This window comes from Solwaraspora sp. WMMA2080 (assembly GCF_027497395.1).
GTDB lineage: Bacteria > Actinomycetota > Actinomycetes > Mycobacteriales > Micromonosporaceae > Micromonospora_E.
Genome location: NZ_CP114910.1, coordinates 1529360 through 1549455 on the forward strand (window position 1 = coordinate 1529360; position 20096 = coordinate 1549455).

The window sequence follows — 20096 nt, forward strand, 5'->3', positions numbered from 1 at the left end:
GGGGCGGATCAGGGAGTGGTCGGGCCGGGCGGGGTGGCGGCCCAGGTGGAGAGCTTGCCGGCCAGGTCAGCGCCGCCGACCGGGTCGCGGGCGACGACCAGGATCGTGTCGTCACCGGCGATGGTGCCGACCACGTCCGGCAGCCCGGACCGGTCCAGCGCGCTGGCCAGGAACTGCGCCGCACCCGGCGGGGTACGCAGCACGCAGATGTTGCCACTGGCGTCGACTCCGGTGAGCAGCTCGTGCAGCAGCCGGACCAGGCGGGCCGGGGCCTGCTCGGCGGGGCGCAGCGTCGGGTTGCCGTCCTCCGGGATGAGGTAGACCGCCGGACCTCCGTCGCGGCCACGTACCTTCACCGCGCCGAGTTCCTCCAGGTCCCGCGACAGGGTCGCCTGGGTGACCTGCATGCCGTCGCTGGCGAGCAGCTCGGCCAGCTCGGTCTGGGACCGGACCGTCCTGGCCCGGATCAGCTCGGTGATCCGGGCGTGCCGGGCGGTCCGGGTCGCAGGCCCGGTCACGACGGCCCGCCCGGCTGGCCCAGCAGCCAGGCGAGCAGCGCCTTCTGCGCGTGCAGCCGGTTCTCCGCCTGGTCGAACACGGCGCTGCGCGGGCCGTCGAGCACCTCGTCGGTGATCTCCTCGCCCCGGTGGGCGGGCAGGCAGTGCAGCACGATCGCCTCCGGCGCGGCGGCGTCGAGCAGGTCCAGGTTGACCTGGTACAGCCAGAACGGGGTACGCCGGTCCCGACCGTCGGCTTCCTGACCCATCGACGTCCAGGTGTCGGTGGCCACCACGTCGGCGCCATCGACCGCCTCCTTCGGGTCCCGGATGACCTGCACCGAACCGCCGGTCCAGGCGGCGATCTCCCCGGCCCGGGAGACCACCGACGGGGACGGGTCGTACCCGGTCGGCCCGGACACCCGCACGTGCATCCCGGCGGTTACCCCGGCAAGCAGGTAGGAACTGGCCATGTTGTTCGCCGCGTCGCCGACGTACGCCAGGGTCCGCCCGGTGGTGCCGCCACAGTGTTCCCGCACGGTCAGCAGGTCGGCGAGCAGTTGGCAGGGGTGGAACCCGTCGGTGAGCGCGTTGACCACCGGCACGCTCGCCCCTGCCGCGACCTCGGCGAGGCGGTCGTCACCGAAGGTGCGCATCACGATCGCCGACACGTACCGCGACAGCACCCGACCCGCGTCGGCCAGGGTCTCGCCCCGGCCGAAGTGGGTGGCCTGGGTGTCCACCACGATCGGGTTGCCGCCCAGCTCGGCGATGCCGACGTCGAACGACAGCCGGGTCCGCAGGCTCTGCTTGTCGAACAGCACCGCCACCGAGCGGGGGCCGGCCAGCGGCCGGTGGCCGTAGCGGTCGGCCTTCATCGCGGCGGCAAGGTCCAGCACCGCCGCCTGCTCGGCGGGGCTGAGGTCGTCGTCGCGCAGCAGATGCCGGGTCACGAGCCTTCTCCTGTAGTGGTGGCGGCGTCCAGTGCGGCCGGCAGCGCGGCGAGGAACCCGTCGGCCTCCTCACCGGTGAGGATCAGCGGCGGAGCCAGCCGGATCACGTCCGGCTGGGCCGGGTTGACCAGGAAGCCGGCGTCCCGCAGGGCGACCGCAGCCGCCGGCGCGACCGGCGCGGTGAGCACCACACCGAGCAGCAAACCGGCACCACGTACCGAGGCGACCAGCGGGTGGCCGAGCGATTCGACGCCCCGGCGCAGTTGCTCACCGACCCGCTTGACGTGGTCGAGCAGCCCTTCGGCGGCGATGGTACGTAGCACGGCGAGCGCGGCGGCGCAGCAGACCGGATTGCCGCCGAAGGTGCTGCCGTGACTGCCCGGGGTCAGCAGCGCGGCTGGCGTGCCCACGTCGGCGACCTGGGTGTCAGCGAAGGCGATGCAGGCACCGATCGGTAGCCCGCCGCCCAGCCCTTTGGCGAGGGTGACGACGTCCGGGACGACGCCGTCGGCCTGGTGGGCGAACCAGTGACCGGTCCGCCCGACCCCGGTCTGCACCTCGTCGAGGGTGAACAGGGCACCGTGCCGGCTGGTGATCTCCCGGGCGGCGGCCAGGTAGCCGGGCGGCGGCACCACCACGCCGGCCTCGCCCTGGATCGGCTCCAGGATCACCATCGCGGTGCGGTCGGTGACGGCGGCGGCAAGCGCCTCGGTGTCGCCGTACGGCACATGGGTGACCTCGCCGGGCAGCGGCCGGAACGGGTCGGCTTTGGCCGGTTGCCCGGTCAAGGCCAGGGCCCCCATGGTCCGGCCGTGGAAGCCGTCGTGGGTGGCGACGACGTGGGTCCGACCGGTACGCCGGGACAGTTTGAACGCGGCCTCGACCGCCTCGGCCCCGGAGTTGCAGAAGAACACCGCGCCGGGGCGTCCGGTGAGGGCGAGCAGCAGTTCGGCCAGGGCCACCGGCGGCTCGGCGACGTAGAGGTTGGAGACGTGTCCGAGGGTGCCGATCTGCCGGGTGACCGCCTCGACGACCGCCGGGTGGGCGTGCCCGAGCGAGTTGACCGCGATGCCGCCCAACAGGTCGAGGTAGCGTCGGCCGTCCTCGGCGACGACGGTCGCGCCCTCGCCGTGCACCAGCGCCAGCGGTGGTGTGCCGTAGTTGTCCATCAACGATGCGGACCAGCGGTCCCGCAGCGAGGCCATTCAGGACTCCCCGTCGTTCGTCGGGTCAGTGACCATGGTGCCGAAGCCCTCCGAGGTGAAGACCTCCAGCAGCGTCGAGTGGGCCACCCGGCCGTCGACGACGTGCGCGGCGGGTACCCCGCCGCGTACCGCCCGCAGGCACGCCTCCATCTTCGGCACCATGCCGGCGGCGAGGGTGGGCAGCAGGTCGGCCAGGTCGTCGGCGGTGATCCGGCTGATCAGGCTGGCGGTGTCAGGCCAGGCGGCGTACAGGCCGGGCACGTCGGTGAGCACGACCAGCTTGCGGGCCTGCAGTGCGACGGCCAGCGCGGCGGCGGCCGTGTCGGCGTTGAGGTTGTGCAATACGCCGTCCACGTCCGGCGCCACCGTGGAGATCACCGGAATTCGGCCGGCCGAGATGATGTCGGCGACCGCCGACGGGTTGACCGTGTCGACGTCGCCGACCTGGCCGACATCGACCGGTTCGCCGTCGACGTACGCGGGGCGGCGGATGGCGGTGAACAGGTGGGCGTCCTCGCCGGACAGCCCGACGGCGTAGGGTCCGTGCTCGTTGATCAGACCGACGAGTTCCCGGCCGACCTGGCCGACGAGTACCATCCGGACGACGTCCATCGCCTCCGGGGTGGTGACCCGCAGCCCGCCCTTGAACTCGCTGGCGATGCCGAGCCGGCGCAGCATGCTGGAGATCTGCGGCCCGCCGCCGTGCACCACGACAGGTCGGATACCGGCGTAGCGCAGGAAGACCATGTCGGCGGCGAAGGCCCGCTGCAGCTGCGGGTCGATCATGGCGTTGCCGCCGTACTTGACGACCACGGTGGCCCCGTGGAAGCGGGCCAGCCAGGGCAGCGCCTCGATCAGGGTGGCGGCCTTGGTCTGGGCGAGGCTGAGATCGCGGCTCAGCGCGTCGTGCGGCGCGGGCGGCCGGGCGGTGTCGGTCATGTCGAGTACGCCGAGTTCTCGTGCACGTACGCGTGCGACAGGTCGTTGGTCCAGATGGTCGCGGTGGCGGCACCGGCGTGCAGGTCGATCCGGATGTGCACCTGCCGGCCGGTGAGGTCGACCTGGTCGCGGGGTGCGGCGGCGGCCCCGTCCCGGCAGATCCACACGTCGTTGATCGCCACGTCGAGCTGGTCGGGGTCGAACACCGCGCTGGTGGTGCCGACCGCCGCGAGGATCCGCCCCCAGTTGGGGTCGTTGCCGAACAGCGCCGTCTTGACCAGACTGTTGCGGGCCACCGCCCGGCCGACCTGCACCGCGTCGGTCTCGCTGGCCGCGCTGACCACCTCGATGGCGACCTCCTTGCTGGCGCCTTCGGCGTCGGCGATCAGCTGCCGGGCCAGGTCGGCGCAGGCGGCGGTGACCGCAGCGGTCAGCTCCCCGGCCGACGGGGTGACCCCGGAGGCGCCGCTGGCCAGCAGCAGCACCGTGTCGTTGGTGGACAGGCAGCCGTCGGAGTCGATCCGGTCGAAGGTGGTGCGGCAGGCTTCGCGCAGCGCGGCGTCGAGGTCGGCGGCGTCGACGAGCGCGTCGGTGGTCAGTACGCAGAGCATGGTGGCCATGGCCGGGGCGAGCATGCCCGCGCCCTTGGCCATCCCACCGACCCGCCAGGCCGGTCCGCCGGTGCTGGCGGGGCCGGCGTCGACGACGGTGGTCTTCGGCCGGGTGTCGGTCGTCATGATCGCCTCGGCGGCGGCCGGTCCTCCGTCGGCGGAGAGCCCGGCGGCGGCCGCGGTCACTCCGGCGAGCAGCTTGTCCACCGGCAGCCGTTCGCCGATCAGCCCGGTGGAGCAGACCGCGACCTCACCGGCCCCGACGTCCAGGCCGGTGCCGGCCCCTGTGCCGCCCGCTTCGGTGAGCGTCGCGGCGACGTGTTCGGCGGTGGCGTGAGTGTCCTGGAATCCGGCCGGCCCGGTGCAGGCGTTGGCGCCGCCGGAGTTGAGCACCACCGCCCGCAGCGCACCGGCCCGCAGCACCTGCCGGCTCCACAACACCGGTGCGGCCTGCACCCGGTTGGCGGTGAAGACCCCGGCGGCGGCCGTGGCCGGTCCGTCGTTGACGACCAGGGCGACGTCGACGGCGCCTCCGCTCTTCAGCCCGGCGGCCACCCCGGCCGCCCGGAACCCGTTCGGCGCGGTCACCGTCATGGCGCGATCCCCAGAGTAGTCAGGCCGGTGCTCTCCGGCAGACCGAGCATCAGGTTGGCGCACTGTACTGCCTGACCGGCGGCACCCTTGCCGAGGTTGTCGATGGCGCTGGTCACGATCACCCGTCCCGAGTCGACGTCGGTGGTCACCTGCAGTTGGCAGGCGTTGGATCCGAGGGTCGCGGCGGTGGCCGGCCAACTGCCGGCAGGCAACAGGCGCACGAACGGCTCGTCGGCGTACGCGGCGGTCAGCGCCTCGCGCGCGGCGTCGGCCGGGTCGGCGGCGGCGTCGGTCGGGCGGGCGGTGACCGTGGCCAGGATGCCGCGCGGCATCGGAGCCAGCACCGGGGTGAAGGACAGGCTGGTCGCGCCGGTGGCCTGCTTGATCTCCGGGACGTGCTGGTGGGCGCCGACCTTGTACGGTGACAGGCTGCCCATCACCTCGCTGGCCAGCAGGTGGGTCTTGGCGGACCGACCGGCACCGGACGTGCCGCTGGCGGCGACCACCACGACGTCGTCGGGGGCGACCACTCCGGCGGCGATCAGCGGCGCGAGCGCCAGGGTGGTGGCGACGGCGTAGCAACCGGTGGCGGCGACCCGGTCGGCGGCGGCGATCCGGTCCCGCTGGCCGGGCAGCTCCGGAAGCCCGTACGTCCAGGTGCCGGCGTGCTGGCCGCCGTAGTAGCGGGACCAGGCGGCGGCGTCGCTGAGCCGGTGGTCGGCACCGAGGTCGACGACCTTGACGTCGGACGGCAGGGTGGCGGCGAGCGCGGCCGACTCGCCGTGCGGCAGAGCCAGAAACACCAGGTCCGCTGCGGCCAGGTCGGCCGGATCGGTGGCGACGAACACCAGGTCGAGGCCGGCCAGATGCGGATGCACGGCGGCGACCGGCGCCCCGGCCTGGCTGTGCGCCGTGGCGGCGACCAGGTCCAGCTCGGGGTGCCCGGCGATCAGCCGCAGCAGCTCTCCCCCGGCGTACCCGCTTGCGCCGGCGACGGCGACCCGGATGCCCATACCCACCTCCGCATTTCTATGCAGAGGACGGTATCAGGATGCATCCGGGCCGACAAGACCCTTTCCACCTGCCTGCCAGGTGCCCGCCGCGCCGCCCGTCAGGTGTCGACGACCTCCACGTCGCGCCAGAAGGCGACCCGGTCCCGGACCATGTCGGCCGCCGGCAGCGGTGCCGGGTAGTACCAGACCGCGTCGGCGCTGCGTTGACCATCGCGCTCCAGCGAGTAGTAGGACGCGTCGCCCTTCCATGGACAGTGGGTGTGGGTGTTCGACTCACGTACCAGGTCGTCACGCAGCGACGACCGGGGAAAGTAGTGGTTTCCCTCGACGACGACCGTGTCGTCGCTCTCGGCGATCACAAGTCCGTTCCAGATTGCCTTCGGCATGAGACCCAGCGTAGGCCGTCGATCGTTATCCCGCCCATCCGTCGGATGCCGGTGACCAGAAACCCCGCACCCGCGAACACTGTAGACCGCAGGGCTTCGCGTCGGTATTATGTTGTCGAACCGTGCCGGACCGGCTCCGTCACCGTCTCGACGTTCACTGGGTCCTCATCCACACCCACCGGTGCCCGCCCCACCTCAATCAAGCGGACAACGGCCGGCCTCCGAGCAAGAGGAAGTTCCGTTGACACGACACCTCCGACGGATCGCGACGTACATCGCCGTGGCACTACTGACCGCAGGCGGGCTGACCTTCATTTCAGCACCACCAGCGCGGGCATTCGGCGGCGAGACGTTCGGCTGCCGCGTCGCTCCCGGGGCCGACCTCGTCTGGCGATCGATCTGCTACAACAATCAACCGGCGGGCGCCTACAACGCTGGCTTCGCAGTGCGGAACGCCTCCGGCACCGGATACACCTACTCTTGGAGCATCAGCGGCTCGTACTTGTACGTGATCACCGGCTGCACCACGACGTCCTCCGACTGCGCCCTGGCAATGCCCAACGCGGACGGCGCCGTTCAGGTCACTGTGACCTATACGCTAGCCGGCCAGAGCGCTACTAGCTCAGCCACCGCCGTCATCAGACAGTTCTGCGGCACGCACCTCTGCTGAGCGACCGGCCGGTGCGGGTCACGGAACCGACCGCTGATCACGGAACCGATCGCTGATCACGGGACCGATCCCAGCAGGATCAGCAAACCCGCCACGGCCCCCAGCAGCGCGGCAACCAAGCCAAGACCCTCCCAGGTGTGACGGGTGAGTGTCGGACCGCGACCCGGCGGCACCGCCACGACCGAAGCGCTCTGGCGGTCGCCGACCGGATTACGTGGTTGCGCACCCAGTAGCCGCTCGATCTTGTCCAGGCGGTGCAGGTCACAGCCGAGGAGCAGGCCATACCCAAGGTACGGGCAGTCGCCGTCGCGCCACAGCGGCTCGCCGCACCGGGCGGGGATGGCGAGGACCGCGTACGGCAGCCCGACGGTGAGCGTGAGGAACCAGCCCCAGTGCGGCTGGCCGCTGGCGAACGCCGCCAGCGCCAGCGCGGCGATCGACGCGCCGACGGCCAGTCGCTTCGTCCGCCATTCGGGCATGCCCGCATCCTAGTCGGAGGGTCGACCGGCCCGACGACCACATCGGAGCCCGGGTCCGACCTCGGGACCTGCGCCCCGCGCGGCCCAGCGGCCCACCACAGATATCGACGAGCCTCTATTATTATCGGTCGGCCCGACGTCCGGTCGGGCCGACCGACAAGGAGGGTGGCGTGCGTCCCAGCGACAATCACACCGGCTCGTCCAACTCAGCTGTCCCGGACCGGCGTACCCGATCAGCGGGACGGACGGCGGCGTTCAGCGGGGGTGCTGTCCTGGCCATCACGGTCGCGGCCGCGCTCGCCGCGACCAGCGGCGGCGCCGCACCGCCGGCTCCCGCTGCGACCACCGGCCCGGCCGGCCCCGCCCGGCACCCGGCCACCTGGGTCGCCGCCTGGGCGCCCAGCCCGGTCGAGGGCAGCACCATCCCCTGGTCGGACTGCCCGGCCGGAGACGGTCTGGCCGACCAGACGGTGCGCAACGTCGCCTTCGTCAGCGCCGGTGGCCGGGCCGTCCGGGTACGGATCACCAACACGTTCGGCACCCGGGAGCTGACCGTCGGCCGGGCCTCGGTCGCCGTGCAGCACGACGGCGCGACCGCCGTGCCCGGCTCGATGCGGGAGCTGGCCTTCGGCGGCAGCCACGAGGTCACCGTCGCCGCTGGCGGTCGGGCGCTGAGCGACCCGGTCCCGCTGCGGGTCGCCGCGCTGAGCACCCTGCTGGTCAGTGTGTACGTACCGGAGCCGACCGGACCGGTGACCAACCATCCGTTCACCGCCCAGGGCAACCATCTGGCGGCGGGCGACCGGGCCGCCGCGCCGACCGCCGACGGGTACGCCGACACGCCATGCTGGATGCTCGTCGACGGGATCGACGTGCAGGCCGATCCCCGGGTCGTCGGCTCCGTGGTCGCGCTCGGCGACTCGATCACCGACACCGGCAACACCACCGGCAACGCCAACCGGCGCTGGCCCGATTACCTGGCCCGTCGCCTGCACGACCAGCGCGGGCCCATCCTGTCGGTGGTCAACGCCGGACTCGGCGGCAACCGGCTGCTCGCCCCACGTGACGGGGAACCGTACTGGGGGGTGCCGGCGCTGGCCCGGCTGGAACGCGACGTCTACGCGCAGACCGGAGTCCGGGCGGTGATCCTGCTGGAAGGCACCAACGACATCGGCTACAGCGCCCCGGCCGCCGACATCATCGCCGGCTACCGGCAGGTGATCGCGCAGACCCGGGCCCAGGGACTGCCGATCCTCGGCGGCACTGTGCCACCGTTCGGTGGCTCCTTTTTGGACACCCCCGAGCGGCAGGAGATCTGGCGCGACGTCAACCGCTGGATCCGCACCAGCGGTGCCTTCGACGGGGTGATCGACTTCGCGGCGGCGCTGGCCGACCCGGCCGACCCGACCCGGCTGGCGACCGCGTACGACAGCGGTGACCACCTGCATCCCAACGACGCCGGCTGCGCCGCGATGGCCGACGCCGTCGACCTCGGCTCGCTGCTACGACGCTGACCGACGGTCACCGGCGTTTCCCGACCCGGTCCGCCCGTCGTCGCGGCGGACCGGGGCCGGGACCCTTGTCGGTCGGTCAGGCACCGCGCAGGGTGGCGCCGAGCCGGGAGGCGGCCTCGGCGACCGCGCCGTCGCGGGCCGCCACCGCCTCCTCGACGGTCAGCGTCCGGTCTGCGGCCCGGAACACCAGCTTGTACGCCAGGGACTTGCGCCCGGCACCGAGCTGCTCCCCCGCGTACACGTCGAACAACCGGACCGATTCGAGCAGCTTGCCCGCCCCGGCCACCAGCGCGGCGCGGACCTGCGCCGCCGGGATGGCATCGTCGACGACCAGCGCCACGTCGATCAACGCCGGCGGGAAGCTGGAGAAGTCCGGTGCCGGCACCACCGGAGCCGCCGGCACCGCGTCCAGGTCCAGCTCCATCGCACAGGTACGCCGGGGCAGTTCCAGCGCGGTGACCGCCGCCGGATGCAGCTCCCCGGCGTGGCCGACCACCACCCCGTCGACGAGCAGTTCGGCGCAGCGGCCGGGATGCCAGGGCGCGTGCTCGTCGGCGCGGACCTCGACCCGATCGGCCGGAACGCCGGCGGCGTCGAGCACGGTCCGACCGGCCTCGACGGCGTCGGCCCAGCTGGCCGGCCGGCCCGCGCCCCACCAGCCACCGGGCTCAAGCTCACCGGCCAGCACCACCGCGACGTGCCACGGCTGGTGCGGCACGGCGGCGTCGGCGGCCGCGAACACCTCGTCGGCGGGCCGGTCGTCGACCCCCATCGGCGGCGGTGCGGCGGCACCCGGCCGAGGTTGGAACACCACGCCGATCTCGTAGAGGGCGACGTCGCGCTGCCCCCGGCCGATGTTGCGCCGCAGCGTCGCCAGCAGCGGCGGCAGCAGGCTGGTCCGCAGCAGCGGGTCGGTGTCAGCCAGCGGGTTGGCCAGCCGGACCGCGGCGCGGCGCGGGTCGTCGGCAGGCAGCCCCAGGTCGTCGGCGACCTGCGGGGAGACGAACGGGTAGCAGAGCGCCTCGATGTGACCGGTCTCGGCCAGCGCCCGCGCCACCGACCGGCGGCGGCGTTGGTCGGCGGTGAGCCCTCGGCCGGCCGGGGCGGGCGGCAGGGCGCTGGGCACGTTGTCGAAGCCGTCCAGCCGGACCACCTCCTCAACCAGGTCGGCCGGGTCGGTCAGGTCGGGCCGCCAGCTCGGCGGGCCGACGACCAGCGGCGCCGTACCGTCGTCGGCTGCCGACGCCGCCGAGGTGGCGGTGGCCACGCCGGTGGCGACGGCGCTGGCGCTGGCCGCCCCGGCGGTCAACCCGGTGGCGACGGTGCAGCCGACCGCCTCCAGCAGGTCGACGACCCGCTGCGGCGGGTACGTCACCCCGACCCGGCGGCTGGGCAGCCCGGCGTCGAGGACGATCGGGGCCGGCGGGGCGACGTGGTCGATGTCCAGGATCTCCGCGCCGGCGGAGCCGCCGGCGTGTTCGGTGAGCAGTGCGACGGCGCGGTCGATGGCGACCAGCGGCAGCGCCGGGTCGACGCCGCGTTCCCACCGTTTGGCGGCCTCGCTGAACAGCTTGTGCCGACGGGCGGTACGCCCGACCATCACCGGATCCCAGTGCGCGGCCTCGAACAGCACGTTGCGGGTGCCGGGCACCACCTCGCTGGTCTCGCCGCCCATCACTGCGGCGAGCGAGATCGGTCCGGTGTCGTCGCAGATCACCATGTCCTCGGCGTCGAGGATTCGGGCCACCCCGTCCAGGGTGGTCAGCTTCTCCCCCGCGACGGCACGTCGGACCACCAGCGGCCCGGCGAGCCGGTCGGCGTCGAAGGCATGCATCGGCTGGCCGAGTTCGAGCATCAGGTAGTTGGTGATGTCCACGGCGAGGCTGATGCTGCGTACCCCGGCGGTGGTCAGCCGGCGGGCCATCCAGGCCGGCGTCGGCGCGGTCGGGTCGATGCCGCGGACCATCCGGGCGGTGAACCGGTCGCAGCCGACGGTGTCGCGGACCTCGACCGGGTAGGCCGGGGTGTCGGTGGCGCCGGGCGCGTCGATCGCCGCCGGGTCCCGCCACGGTACGCCGAGCGCCTGGGCGAGTTCGCGGGCGATGCCGCGTACCGACATGGCGTACCCCCGGTCGGGGGTGATCTCGACGTCGACCACGACGTCGTCGAGGCCGACGACGGGTCGGGCGTCGTCGCCGGGCGCGGCGGTGACGTCCGGGGGCAGCACGATGATGCCGGCGTGGTCGTCGCTGACGCCCAACTCGCGGGCGGAGCAGATCATGCCGTTGGAGTTGCGCCCGTAGGTTCTCCGGGCGCCGATGGCGAATCCGCCGGGCAGCACCCCGCCGGGCAGGATGACGACGACCTTGTCGCCGGGGGCGAAGTTGGTGGCGCCGCAGACGATTTCCTGCGGCTCACCGGTGCCGTTGGCGGTGCCGACGTCGACCCGGCAGAACCGGATCGGCTTCTTGAAGCCGGTGAGTTCCTCGACTTCGCGGACCTCGCCGACGACGAGTGGGCCGGTGACGGTGCCGGCCAGGTCGACGATGGACTCGACTTCCAGGCCGAGGCCGACCAGGGCGTCTTCGAGCTGCTGCGGGGCGAGGTCGGCCGGCAGGTCGACGTGCTCGCGCAGCCAGGAAAGTGCGATCCGCATGTCTCAGACCTCCATCCCGAACGCGCGGGTGAACCGCACGTCGCCTTCCACCATGTCGCGCATGTCGCTGATGCCGTGCCGGAACATCAGGGTGCGTTCGATGCCCATGCCGAACGCGAATCCGGAGTAGACCTCCGGGTCGATGCCGCAGGCTCGCAGCACCCGGGGGTTGACCATGCCGCAGCCGCCCCATTCGACCCACCGTGGCCCGTCGCGGTGCTGTGGGAACCAGACGTCGAACTCGGCGGACGGCTCGGTGAACGGGAAGTAGTGCGGCCGCCAGCGGGTCCGGGCGTCGGCGCCGAACATCGCCCGGGCGAAGTGGTCCAGGGTGCCCTTGAGGTGCGCCATGGTGATACCCCGGTCGACGACGAGCCCTTCGACCTGGTGGAACACCGGGGTGTGGGTGGCGTCGAGTTCGTCGGTGCGGTAGACCCGCCCCGGGCAGACCACGTGGATCGGCGGGGTGCGGGTCAGCATGGTCCGGGCCTGCACCGGTGAGGTGTGGGTGCGCAGCACCAGGCCGGGCAGGTCAAGGTGGAAGGTGTCCATCAGCCCGCGTGCCGGGTGGTCGGGGCTGATGTTGAGCGCGTCGAAGTTGGTCCACTCCAGCTCAGCCTCGGGGCCTTCGGCGATCTCGTAGCCCATCCCGACGAACAGGTCAGCGATGCGTTCCATCAGGGTGGTCAGCGGGTGCCGGCCGCCGCGCGGGCGGCGGTCGTACGGCAGGGTGACGTCGACGCGTTCCTCGGCAAGCACCCGCCGAGCCCGCTCGGCTTCGAGTTCGCCGCGCCGGGCGTCGTACGCGGTCTGCACCGCGGTGCGCGCCTCGTTGACCCGCTTGCCGGCGTCGGCCTTGGCGGCCGGCGGCAGCGCGCCGATTTCCCGGCGGGCCAGCGAGATCGGGGCGCGGTCGCCGAGGTGCTGGGGTCGCAGTGCGGTCAACGCGTCCAGGTCGGCGGCGGCGGCGAACGCCTTCTCGGCGTCAGCGACCGCGCCGGTGAGCGCGGCCGGGTCGAGCAACGCGACCTGCTTCGGATCGTATGGGTCGTTGCGGTAGGTCATGACGTGCGGGCACTCCCTCGCGGCGTGCGGTCACCGGGGCCGATGACCGGCAAGAGTCTACGGACGCGCGGCGCTGCCGCAGCCCGCCGGTAGGGTGCGCAGGCAGGAAGGGTCGGTCAGCCCTGCCGCCCGCCGGAACCGGCGGGCCGGGTAAACAGCCGATGAGGTGGCACACCACAGCCGGGCCGCCGGTCGCGGCGCGTCGGATGGTCGTCGACGCGCGCCGGGTAGCTGCGGACGCTCATCGCGTGGGCCTTCCTGGGCGCTGTGCTCTGGCCGAAGTGTACAGGCAGACGGCTGCGGCGGCAGCCAGGTTCAGGCTCTCGGCGCGGCCGTGCAGCGGCACCCGCACCCGGGCGTCGGCCCGGTCGGCCAGCTCGGCCGGCAGGCCGTGCGCCTCGGTGCCGAAGAGCCAGGCGGTCGGCGCGGCCAGCGCGCCCGAGTCGGCGAGGTCGTCGAGGTCGGTGTCGCCATGGCCGGTGGTGGCGAGCACCCGCAGGCCGGCGGCGCGCAGCTCGTCGACGACGTGTGCCGGGTCGTCGTGGCGGACCACATCGACGTGGAACAGGCTGCCGGCGCTGGCCCGGACGCACTTTCCGTTGTACGGGTCGACGGCGGCGCCGGCGAAGACGACGGCGCCGGCACCGGCGGCGTCGGTGGTGCGCAGCACGGTGCCGGCGTTGCCCGGGTCGCGGATCTCGACCAGCACGGCGGCCAGCGCGGGCCGGCGGTGCAGCGCGCTGTCGAGGGTGACGTCGAGGTGGTCGCAGACGGCGACGACGCCCTGCGGGTTGACGGTCTCGGCCAGCGCGGTGAGCGCGGCGTCGTCGACGATGGAGACGTCGATGCCGGCGCTGGCCGCCGCGACGGTCAGGTCGGTGTGCCGGGTACGCCCGGCGGCGGTGGTGAACAGTTCGCGGACCAGGCCGGGCACGGCGAGCGCTTCCCGGACGGCCTGCGGGCCTTCGGCGAGGAAGCGCCGCGTCGCGTCGCGGTCGCGGCGCCGGTGCAGCCGCCGGGCGGCCACGATCCTGGGGGTACGGGTGGTGAACGTCGGCTGCCGGTGGTCGGCCCCGCCGCCGGTGGTGGTGGCCGGGACACGGTCGAGGCGCCCGGCTGGCCGTGGTGCGGTCATGCCGGACGCCTCGATTCGTGCCACGTGCGGGTCAGGGTCGCGCCGGTTCAGGCGGCCTGGGCCGCCGCGCCGCCGGTGCCTTCGGCGGCGACCGCCGTGCGGGCCACCTCCACCAGGGCGGCGAACGCGGTGGCGTCGTTGACCGCCAGGTCCGCGAGGACCTTGCGGTCGACCTCGACGCCGGCCAGCTTGAGGCCCTGGATGAGGCGGTTGTAGGTCATCCCGTTGGCGCGGGCCGCCGCGTTGATCCGGGTGATCCACAGCTGCCGGAAGTCGCCCTTGCGGTCGCGACGGTCCCGGTAGGCGTACTGCATCGAGTGCAGCACCTGCTCCTTGGCCTTGCGGTACAGCCGGGACCGCTGGCCCCGGTAGCCGCTGGCGTCCTCCAGCAGGGTACGGCGCTTCTTCTGAGCGTTTACGGACCGCTTGACGCGTGCCATTTCACCTACTCCTTCAGGTCAGTGGCGCGCGTCAGCGGCCGAGCAGCTTCTTGATGCGCTTGACGTCGGCCGGGGACACCTCGACGGTGCCGGTGAGCCGGCGGGTCCGAGTGGAGGGCTTGCCCTCCAGCAGGTGGCGCTTACCCGCCTGCTCGGCCAGGATCTTGCCACGGCCGGTCACCTTGACCCGCTTGCCCATACCGGTGTGGCTCTTCATCTTTGGCATGTGTCGCGTCTCTCCCCTGTCACTCGCCGGTGTTCCCGGCGGGTCCGGCCGTGGCGGCCGGTGGTGGTGCCTCGACGGCGCCGGAATCCCGGTCCCGGGAGGCTCCGCCGCCCCGGGCCGCCGTCGCGGCGGCCGCAGCGGCCTTGGTGGCCCGGTGCGGGGCCAACACCATGATCATGTTCCGGCCGTCCTGCTTCGGTGCGGCCTCGACGTACCCCAGGTCGGAGATCTCCGATTCGAGCCGGCGCAGCAGCCGGTAGCCCAGCTCCGGCCGGCTCTGTTCCCGGCCCCGGAACATGATCGTGACCTTGACCTTGTCTCCGGCCTTGAGGAACCGCACCACGTGACCCTTCTTGGTCTCGTAGTCGTGCGGGTCGATCTTAGGCCGAAGCTTCATTTCCTTGATGACGGTCTGCTGCTGGTTACGCCGCGCTTCGCGCGCCTTGAGTGCGCTCTCGTACTTGAACTTGCCGAAGTCCATGAGCTTGCACACCGGCGGGCGCGCCATCGGCGCAACCTCAACCAGGTCCAGGTCGACGTCCGCGGCCAGCTGCAGGGCGCGCTCCAGCGGGACGATGCCCACCTGCTCACCCTCAGGGCCGACCAGTCGGACCTCACGTGCCCGGATCTGCTCGTTCACGCGTGGTTCGACGCTGATGGGGCCTCCTCGAGTCGGTAATCTCCATGGTGCCGTCACCCCGGGCCGGCCCCCGGTTGGGGACGCCCCGGGAAAGCAGAAGGCCCTGGCACATGCCAGGGCCTGCTCGACCGGTCGGTGACGCCGTCGACGGCGTCGACCCAACGGCGGACGGACCGCCGTCGGAAGACCGGACCCGCCCGCTGGATGGTGGTCCGCGGTACGGGTGGGAGCAGGCGCTCCGCTTTCGCGACTACCTCCGCCCGGCTGCCGGCTCGCGCCGGCGCCGCCGGTCGAGGGCAGCGTGGTCGACATGACAAGACTACCAGGCTCCGGCCATAGCCGTATGTCCGGTCCGGTGTCAACAACCAGTGCCAGCCAGCGGCGGTCGACCCGGCAGCATCAGCCGGCGGCGGTCGCCGTGCGGCTCGCAGCGTGCAGCCGGCGCAACGCCCGGACAGCCTCGACGGCGTGCTCCCGGTCGACGGACTGCAGCGCCAGCATCGGCACCAGCTCGTCATCGGCCAGTTCCAAACTGGCCCAGGCGGCGTCCCGGTCGAAGCGGACCGCCGCGACCAGCGACCACGGCAGTTGGTACGAGCGCAACACGTTTCGCACCCGCACCCCGGCGGCGTCGGCTTCGACCCGGGGCCGGGTGAACAACAGGATCACGGCGGCCCCGACCAGGCCGAGACCGACCATGGCGGCCTGGTCGCCACGCTGGAAGCTGCCCAGGTTCGCGCCGGTGGACCCCTGCAGGCCGAAGCTGACCGCAGTGAAGACCAGCAGCAGCGCGGCAGCCAGCGACCAGCACATCACCCGCAACCGGCGGGCACGCACCACCAGCGCGCCGGTCAGCTCGGTGGTCGGGTCGGTCGGCTCGTCTGCCACCCGGTCAAGTCTGCCACCGCACCGTCGCGGCCGACCGGCCGGGACCGACGGGCACCCCGACCGGACACCAGCACCGCGACGATGATCAGCGCGGCGCCGGCGATGAGACCCGGGCTGACGCCGGCACCGCCGGGGACCAGGACGTCGATAAGCAGCGCCCCGACGAGCTGACCGGCGACCACCCCGAGCCCGGTCCGCAGCACCCCGACCGACCGGACCCCGACCAGCAGCGCCACCACGATGCAGACGCCGAACAGCCCGCCCAGGTAGAGGAACCACTCGCCCGGCCACGCCCGGCCGGCCGCCGCCTGGTAACCGCCGAGCAGGCCGGCCGCGATCAGCACCAGCGGCGTACTGACCACGAAGTTCGCCACCGTGCCCATCGCGGTGGTGCTGGCCGCCGAGACCCGCCCGTTGAGCGCGGACTGCACCGACACCGCCAGCCCGCCGGCCACCGCCAGCGCGATCACCCCGACCGCGAGCTGCCCGACCGGCCGGCCGACCTGGGCCACCACCACCGCGCCGATGCCGAGCAGCGCCCCGACCAGCCGGGGAATCGTGACGGCGAGCCGGCCGGCCGGGGCCAGCCCGACCCGGTCCACCGCCAGGCCGCCGAGACTGTTGCCGGCGACCTGGGCGATGGTCAGCACCGCCACCCCGAGCACCGGCACCGCGTAGGCGGCGACGGTGACAAAGAACGCCCCACCGACCCCGCCGAGGTAGGTCCACCAGGGCAGCCGGGCGTCCCGCAGGGTCCGCAGCCCGGCGCGCATCGACGGCAGGAGCAGCAGCCCGAGGGCGACCAGCAGCGATCCGCCGATGTTGTTGACCACCGCCCCGATGGCGGCGCTGCCCATCCGGGCACCGAGTTCGGCGTTGACCGCGCTCTGCGACGCGGACGCCACCCCGCCGAGCCCGGCGACGGCCAGCGCCAGCCAGGGCGGCAGCACCCCGGCAAGGCGGCGCTGGGCCGGCCTCCGCCGCGCCGGCTGGGGCGACGTGGTGGCCGGCGTAGGGTCCGGTGGTGTCACCCGGCCACTGTCACAGCCGGCCGCGACGATGTCTGTGACGGACATCGCGTACCGTCGGCGGATCGACGTCCGTCCAGCAGCTGCCGGTCCGCCGGGTCAGAACGGGAACCGGCTGATGTCGCCCTGCATGGTGAGCCACTGGGTCTCGGTGAATGCCTCGATGTTGGCGGCCGGCCCACCGAACCGGCTGCCGGTGCCGGAGACACCAACCCCGCCGAACGGCGCCACCGCCTCGTCGTCGACGGTCTGGTCGTTGATGTGCACGATGCCGCTGGGGATCCGGTCGGCCAGCGCCATCGCCTTCATCACGTCCCGGCTCAGAATGCCGAGCGAAAGGCCGTACTCGGTGTCGCCGGCCAACGCGACCGCCTCGTCCAGGTCGGCGAAGGTGGCGACCGGCGCGACCGGGCCGAACACCTCCTGAGCGAACGCCGGTGTAGTCGGGGTGGCGTCGGCCAGCACCGTCGGCCGGTAGAACAGCTCCTCGTAGGTGCCGCCGGCCGCCAGCCGGGCCCCGGCGTCGACGCTGGCCGTGACCAGCGAGTGGATCTTGTCCCGCTGATGTTCGTCGATGATCGGGCCGAGCGCCACCTGCCCGGCCGCCGGATCCCCGACCGGCAGGTGGTCGGCCTTGGCCGCCAACTGCTCGACGTACCGGTCGGCGATCCGCTCGTGCACCAGGTGCCGGCCGGTGGCCATGCAGATCTGCCCCTGGTGCAGGAACGACCCCCAGGCGCCGGCCGAGACCGCGAGATCCAGGTCGGCGTCGTCGAGCACGATCAGCGCCGAGTTGCCACCCAACTCCAGGTGGGCCCGCTTGAGATGGCGGGCGGCGGCCTCGCCCACCTTGCGCCCGGCGGCGGTGGAACCGGTGAAGCTGACCACCCGGACCCGGGGGTCGGCGATCAGCGCCTCGCCGACGTCCGCCCCGCCGGGCAGCACGTGCAGCAGCCCGTCGGGCAGACCCGCCTCCTGGAAGATCCGGGCGATCGACACCCCGCCGCAGACCGCCGTACGCGGGTCCGGTTTGAACACCACCGCGTTGCCCAACGCCAGCGCCGGCGCGACCGACCGGATGGACAGGATCAGCGGGAAGTTGAACGGCGCGACGACGCCGACCACCCCGACCGGCAGCCGACGCGCCAGACTCAGCCGGGGCTGGCCGGTGGCCAGGATCTCGCCGGTCGGGTGCGACGGCAGGGTGGCCGCCTCGTAGCACTCCTGGGCGGCGGTGGTGGTCTCCACCTCGGCCTTCGGCGGCACCGACCCGGCCTCGCGGATCAGCCAGCCACCGATGTCGTCGGCGTACTGCTCGAACAGCTGACCGGCCCGGCGCAGCACGGCGGCCCGCTCCAGGTAGCTGGTGGCGGCCCAGTCGCGCTGCGCCTGCGCGGCCCGGACGCAGGCCCGCGTCACGTCGTCGGCGTTGCCGACACCGACCCGACCGATCTCCTGCCGGGTGGCCGGTGACATGACGGCCATCGTGCCGCCGGCCGCCTCGGTCCAGCCGTCGCTGAAAATCATGCCGTGCCACGTCGTCGTGTCGAGTAGTGCCATGAGGAACCTCCGGCCGGTCGGGAATCCGAATCCTCCCTACCTTCCCGCACCGGCACCGGATCCACCTCAGGAACCGGCGTCACCCGTACGAGGAGTTGAGCCGCGACCGATCATCACCATGACCCCGAACACGCCACCCAGGTAGAGGAACCGGGTGCGATCAGCTCGACTATGCGGTAGCCGCCGATCCGCTCCGGCGCCACGTGACCTCCTCGGCGGACGCGAACCCAAGCCCAACCCAATTGACGGAACGTGTCCGCCAGGACGCATGACGTAATCGCGTCATAGATCGTCCCGCTACCAACCGAATGGCGTTTTCCGCCAAGTACCTACGCCCGATCCGCGCCCGCTTGTCCGCCAGCCGGGTAAGGGCGTGGCGGCCGGTGAGTCAGAGGCGGCAGGCGTGGATGTCGGTGACCAGGATGGCGCGGGCGCCCAGGTCGTACAGCTCGTCCATGATCCGGTGCACCTCGGCACGGCGGACCATGGCCTGCACCGCCACCCAGCCTTCGCGGTGCAGCGGCGAGATGGTCGGCGACTCGATGCCCGGGGTCAGCGCGGTGGCCTGTTCCAGCAGGTCGGCGCGCACGTCGTAGGCGAGCATCACGTACCGGTGGGCGACCAGGACCCCCTGCAGCCGGCGGATCAGCTGGTCGGCCTGGCCGGTGGTGGCGGTGCCGGCCGGGTGCACCAGCACCGCCGAGGAGCGCAGGATCGGCTCGCCGACGGTGACCAGGCCCGCCTGGCGCAGCGTGGCGCCGGTTTCCACCACGTCGGCGATGACGTCGGCGACGCCGAGCCGGATGGCGTTCTCGACCGCGCCGTCGAGGCGGACCACCTCGGCCTTCAGCCCGTGTTCGCCGAGGTAGCTCTCGACCACCCCGGGGTACGCGGTGGCGATGCGTCGCCCGGCGATCTGCTCCGGCACCCGGGTCAGGGTCTCCGGGCGGGCGGCGAACCGGAACGTCGCCCCGGCGAAGTCGAGGTCGAGCAGCTCCTCGGCCGGGCTGCCGGAGTCGATCAGCAGGTCCCGGCCGGTGATGCCGAGCTCCAGCTCACCGCTGCCGACGTAGGTGGCGATGTCACGGGGCCGCAGGTAGAAGAACTCGACGTCGTTGGCCTCGTCGCGGCAGACCAGGTCCTTGGGGTCGGTGCGCTGGCGGTAGCCGGCTTCGCGCAGCATGTCGGCGGCCGGTCCGGAGAGGGTGCCTTTGTTCGGTACGGCGATGCGCAGCATCTCGGTCTCGCTCCTGTCGAGGGTGTGAGGGTCACACGAGGGTGCGGGTCACGGTCGCAAGGGCGGGTCAGAGATGTCGGTAGACGTCCTCGAGCTCCAGTCCGGTGGCCAGCATCAGCACCTGCGCCTGGTAGAGCAGCTGAGAGATCTCCTCGGCGGCCCGTTGCGGCCCTTCGTGCTCGGCGGCCATCCACGCTTCGGCCGCCTCCTCGACGACCTTCTTGCCGATGGCGTGTACGCCGCGTTCCAGCGCGGCCACCGTCGACGAGCCCGGGGTCCCGGCCGCCGCCTTGGCCTGCAGCTCGGCGAACAACTCCTCGAACGTCTTCACGGTGCCCGATTGTGGCAGCCCGGCACCGG

Annotated in this window: 21 protein-coding genes; 2 read left to right on the top strand and 19 right to left on the bottom strand. The window is 72.8% G+C overall.

The features are described from left to right. Positions 1–8: 8 nt before the first annotated feature. The 7 genes from O7543_RS06830 to O7543_RS06860 all read right to left on the bottom strand — a co-directional run bounded on the left by O7543_RS06830 (position 9) and on the right by O7543_RS06860 (position 6198). Complete coding sequence (locus O7543_RS06830; RefSeq protein WP_281554622.1) at positions 9–518, bottom strand: arginine repressor; 510 nt, start codon at positions 516–518, stop codon at positions 9–11. Beyond that, complete coding sequence (gene argF / locus O7543_RS06835) at positions 515–1450, bottom strand: ornithine carbamoyltransferase (RefSeq protein ID WP_281554621.1); 936 nt, start codon at positions 1448–1450, stop codon at positions 515–517. Before argF ends, O7543_RS06830 begins: the two co-directional genes overlap by 4 nt. Continuing rightward, a complete protein-coding gene (locus tag O7543_RS06840; protein WP_281554620.1) occupies positions 1447–2655 on the bottom strand; it encodes an acetylornithine transaminase in 1209 nt (402 codons plus the stop codon). Before O7543_RS06840 ends, argF begins: the two co-directional genes overlap by 4 nt. Beyond that, positions 2656–3594 carry an acetylglutamate kinase gene (argB, locus tag O7543_RS06845; protein WP_281554619.1) on the bottom strand — a complete coding sequence of 313 codons (939 nt, stop codon included), beginning with the start codon at positions 3592–3594 and terminating at the stop codon, positions 2656–2658. Further along, the gene (gene argJ, locus O7543_RS06850; RefSeq protein ID WP_281554618.1) at positions 3591–4799 is read right to left on the bottom strand and encodes a bifunctional glutamate N-acetyltransferase/amino-acid acetyltransferase ArgJ; all 1209 of its coding nucleotides are present in this window, start codon (positions 4797–4799) and stop codon (positions 3591–3593) included. Before argJ ends, argB begins: the two co-directional genes overlap by 4 nt. Continuing rightward, positions 4796–5812, bottom strand: a complete 1017-nt coding sequence (gene argC, locus O7543_RS06855; protein WP_281554617.1) for an N-acetyl-gamma-glutamyl-phosphate reductase — start codon at positions 5810–5812, stop codon at positions 4796–4798. The genes argJ and argC overlap by 4 nt, the downstream gene beginning before the upstream one ends. A gap of 98 nt (positions 5813–5910) precedes the next feature. Next, positions 5911–6198 carry a DUF427 domain-containing protein gene (locus O7543_RS06860; protein WP_281554616.1) on the bottom strand — a complete coding sequence of 96 codons (288 nt, stop codon included), beginning with the start codon at positions 6196–6198 and terminating at the stop codon, positions 5911–5913. Between the two features lie 241 nt (positions 6199–6439). On the opposite strand from O7543_RS06860, the gene O7543_RS06865 reads away from it, so the two are divergent. Beyond that, positions 6440–6868, top strand: a complete 429-nt coding sequence (locus O7543_RS06865) for a hypothetical protein (RefSeq protein WP_281554615.1) — start codon at positions 6440–6442, stop codon at positions 6866–6868. Between the two features lie 56 nt (positions 6869–6924). Here O7543_RS06865 and O7543_RS06870 read toward each other — a convergent pair whose 3' ends face one another. Further along, positions 6925–7347, bottom strand: a complete 423-nt coding sequence (locus O7543_RS06870) for a hypothetical protein (RefSeq protein ID WP_281554614.1) — start codon at positions 7345–7347, stop codon at positions 6925–6927. A 170-nt stretch (positions 7348–7517) separates the two neighbouring features. Here O7543_RS06870 and O7543_RS06875 point away from each other — a divergent pair, with 170 nt between their 5' ends. Then, positions 7518–8861: an SGNH/GDSL hydrolase family protein gene (locus tag O7543_RS06875; protein WP_281554613.1), complete on the top strand. Its 1344-nt coding sequence runs from the start codon at positions 7518–7520 to the stop codon at positions 8859–8861. 76 nt (positions 8862–8937) lie between these two features. Here the strand turns inward: O7543_RS06875 and O7543_RS06880 are convergent, their stop codons facing one another. The 11 genes from O7543_RS06880 to O7543_RS06930 form a co-directional block, all read right to left on the bottom strand. Continuing rightward, positions 8938–11517: a phenylalanine--tRNA ligase subunit beta gene (locus O7543_RS06880; protein ID WP_281554612.1), complete on the bottom strand. Its 2580-nt coding sequence runs from the start codon at positions 11515–11517 to the stop codon at positions 8938–8940. Positions 11518–11520: 3 nt separating this feature from the next. After that, the gene (locus O7543_RS06885; RefSeq protein ID WP_281554611.1) at positions 11521–12582 is read right to left on the bottom strand and encodes a phenylalanine--tRNA ligase subunit alpha; all 1062 of its coding nucleotides are present in this window, start codon (positions 12580–12582) and stop codon (positions 11521–11523) included. Positions 12583–12823: 241 nt separating this feature from the next. Then, the gene (locus O7543_RS06890) at positions 12824–13717 is read right to left on the bottom strand and encodes an RNA methyltransferase (RefSeq protein ID WP_281554610.1); all 894 of its coding nucleotides are present in this window, start codon (positions 13715–13717) and stop codon (positions 12824–12826) included. A gap of 47 nt (positions 13718–13764) precedes the next feature. After that, positions 13765–14157, bottom strand: coding sequence for a 50S ribosomal protein L20 (rplT, locus tag O7543_RS06895; protein WP_123601272.1), 393 nt, complete (start codon positions 14155–14157; stop codon positions 13765–13767). Between the two features lie 31 nt (positions 14158–14188). Further along, entirely contained in the window at positions 14189–14383 is a 195-nt protein-coding gene (gene rpmI / locus O7543_RS06900; RefSeq protein ID WP_123601271.1) for a 50S ribosomal protein L35, read from the bottom strand. 19 nt (positions 14384–14402) lie between these two features. Next, complete coding sequence (gene infC / locus O7543_RS06905; protein WP_281554609.1) at positions 14403–15023, bottom strand: translation initiation factor IF-3; 621 nt, start codon at positions 15021–15023, stop codon at positions 14403–14405. Positions 15024–15422: 399 nt separating this feature from the next. Then, on the bottom strand, positions 15423–15836 hold the full coding sequence (locus O7543_RS06910) for a PH domain-containing protein (protein ID WP_281555563.1): 414 nt from the start codon (positions 15834–15836) through the stop codon (positions 15423–15425). A 38-nt stretch (positions 15837–15874) separates the two neighbouring features. Beyond that, on the bottom strand, positions 15875–16987 hold the full coding sequence (locus tag O7543_RS06915; RefSeq protein ID WP_281567358.1) for a DMT family transporter: 1113 nt from the start codon (positions 16985–16987) through the stop codon (positions 15875–15877). A 51-nt stretch (positions 16988–17038) separates the two neighbouring features. Then, positions 17039–18499: a benzaldehyde dehydrogenase gene (locus O7543_RS06920; RefSeq protein WP_281554607.1), complete on the bottom strand. Its 1461-nt coding sequence runs from the start codon at positions 18497–18499 to the stop codon at positions 17039–17041. Positions 18500–18887: 388 nt separating this feature from the next. After that, positions 18888–19736: an ATP phosphoribosyltransferase gene (gene hisG / locus O7543_RS06925; RefSeq protein WP_278168769.1), complete on the bottom strand. Its 849-nt coding sequence runs from the start codon at positions 19734–19736 to the stop codon at positions 18888–18890. 67 nt (positions 19737–19803) lie between these two features. After that, a complete protein-coding gene (locus O7543_RS06930) occupies positions 19804–20085 on the bottom strand; it encodes a phosphoribosyl-ATP diphosphatase (RefSeq protein WP_348650123.1) in 282 nt (93 codons plus the stop codon). Positions 20086–20096: the final 11 nt, after the last annotated feature.

What these genes read in the sequence shown, in the direction of transcription:
- hisG (WP_278168769.1), bottom strand. Translation starts at nt 19,736, where the DNA reads ATGCTGCGCATCGCCGTACCGAACAAAGGCACCCTCTCCGGACCGGCC.
- O7543_RS06915 (WP_281567358.1), bottom strand. Translation starts at nt 16,987, where the DNA reads ATGTCCGTCACAGACATCGTCGCGGCCGGCTGTGACAGTGGCCGGGTG.
- O7543_RS06860 (WP_281554616.1), bottom strand. Translation starts at nt 6,198, where the DNA reads ATGCCGAAGGCAATCTGGAACGGACTTGTGATCGCCGAGAGCGACGAC.
- O7543_RS06885 (WP_281554611.1), bottom strand. Translation starts at nt 12,582, where the DNA reads ATGACCTACCGCAACGACCCATACGATCCGAAGCAGGTCGCGTTGCTC.
- argB (WP_281554619.1), bottom strand. Translation starts at nt 3,594, where the DNA reads ATGACCGACACCGCCCGGCCGCCCGCGCCGCACGACGCGCTGAGCCGC.
- O7543_RS06890 (WP_281554610.1), bottom strand. Translation starts at nt 13,717, where the DNA reads ATGACCGCACCACGGCCAGCCGGGCGCCTCGACCGTGTCCCGGCCACC.
- rplT (WP_123601272.1), bottom strand. Translation starts at nt 14,157, where the DNA reads ATGGCACGCGTCAAGCGGTCCGTAAACGCTCAGAAGAAGCGCCGTACC.
- O7543_RS06910 (WP_281555563.1), bottom strand. Translation starts at nt 15,836, where the DNA reads ATGTGCTGGTCGCTGGCTGCCGCGCTGCTGCTGGTCTTCACTGCGGTC.
- argC (WP_281554617.1), bottom strand. Translation starts at nt 5,812, where the DNA reads ATGGGCATCCGGGTCGCCGTCGCCGGCGCAAGCGGGTACGCCGGGGGA.
- O7543_RS06920 (WP_281554607.1), bottom strand. Translation starts at nt 18,499, where the DNA reads ATGGCACTACTCGACACGACGACGTGGCACGGCATGATTTTCAGCGAC.
- O7543_RS06870 (WP_281554614.1), bottom strand. Translation starts at nt 7,347, where the DNA reads ATGCCCGAATGGCGGACGAAGCGACTGGCCGTCGGCGCGTCGATCGCC.
- O7543_RS06880 (WP_281554612.1), bottom strand. Translation starts at nt 11,517, where the DNA reads ATGCGGATCGCACTTTCCTGGCTGCGCGAGCACGTCGACCTGCCGGCC.
- rpmI (WP_123601271.1), bottom strand. Translation starts at nt 14,383, where the DNA reads ATGCCAAAGATGAAGAGCCACACCGGTATGGGCAAGCGGGTCAAGGTG.
- argJ (WP_281554618.1), bottom strand. Translation starts at nt 4,799, where the DNA reads ATGACGGTGACCGCGCCGAACGGGTTCCGGGCGGCCGGGGTGGCCGCC.
- O7543_RS06840 (WP_281554620.1), bottom strand. Translation starts at nt 2,655, where the DNA reads ATGGCCTCGCTGCGGGACCGCTGGTCCGCATCGTTGATGGACAACTAC.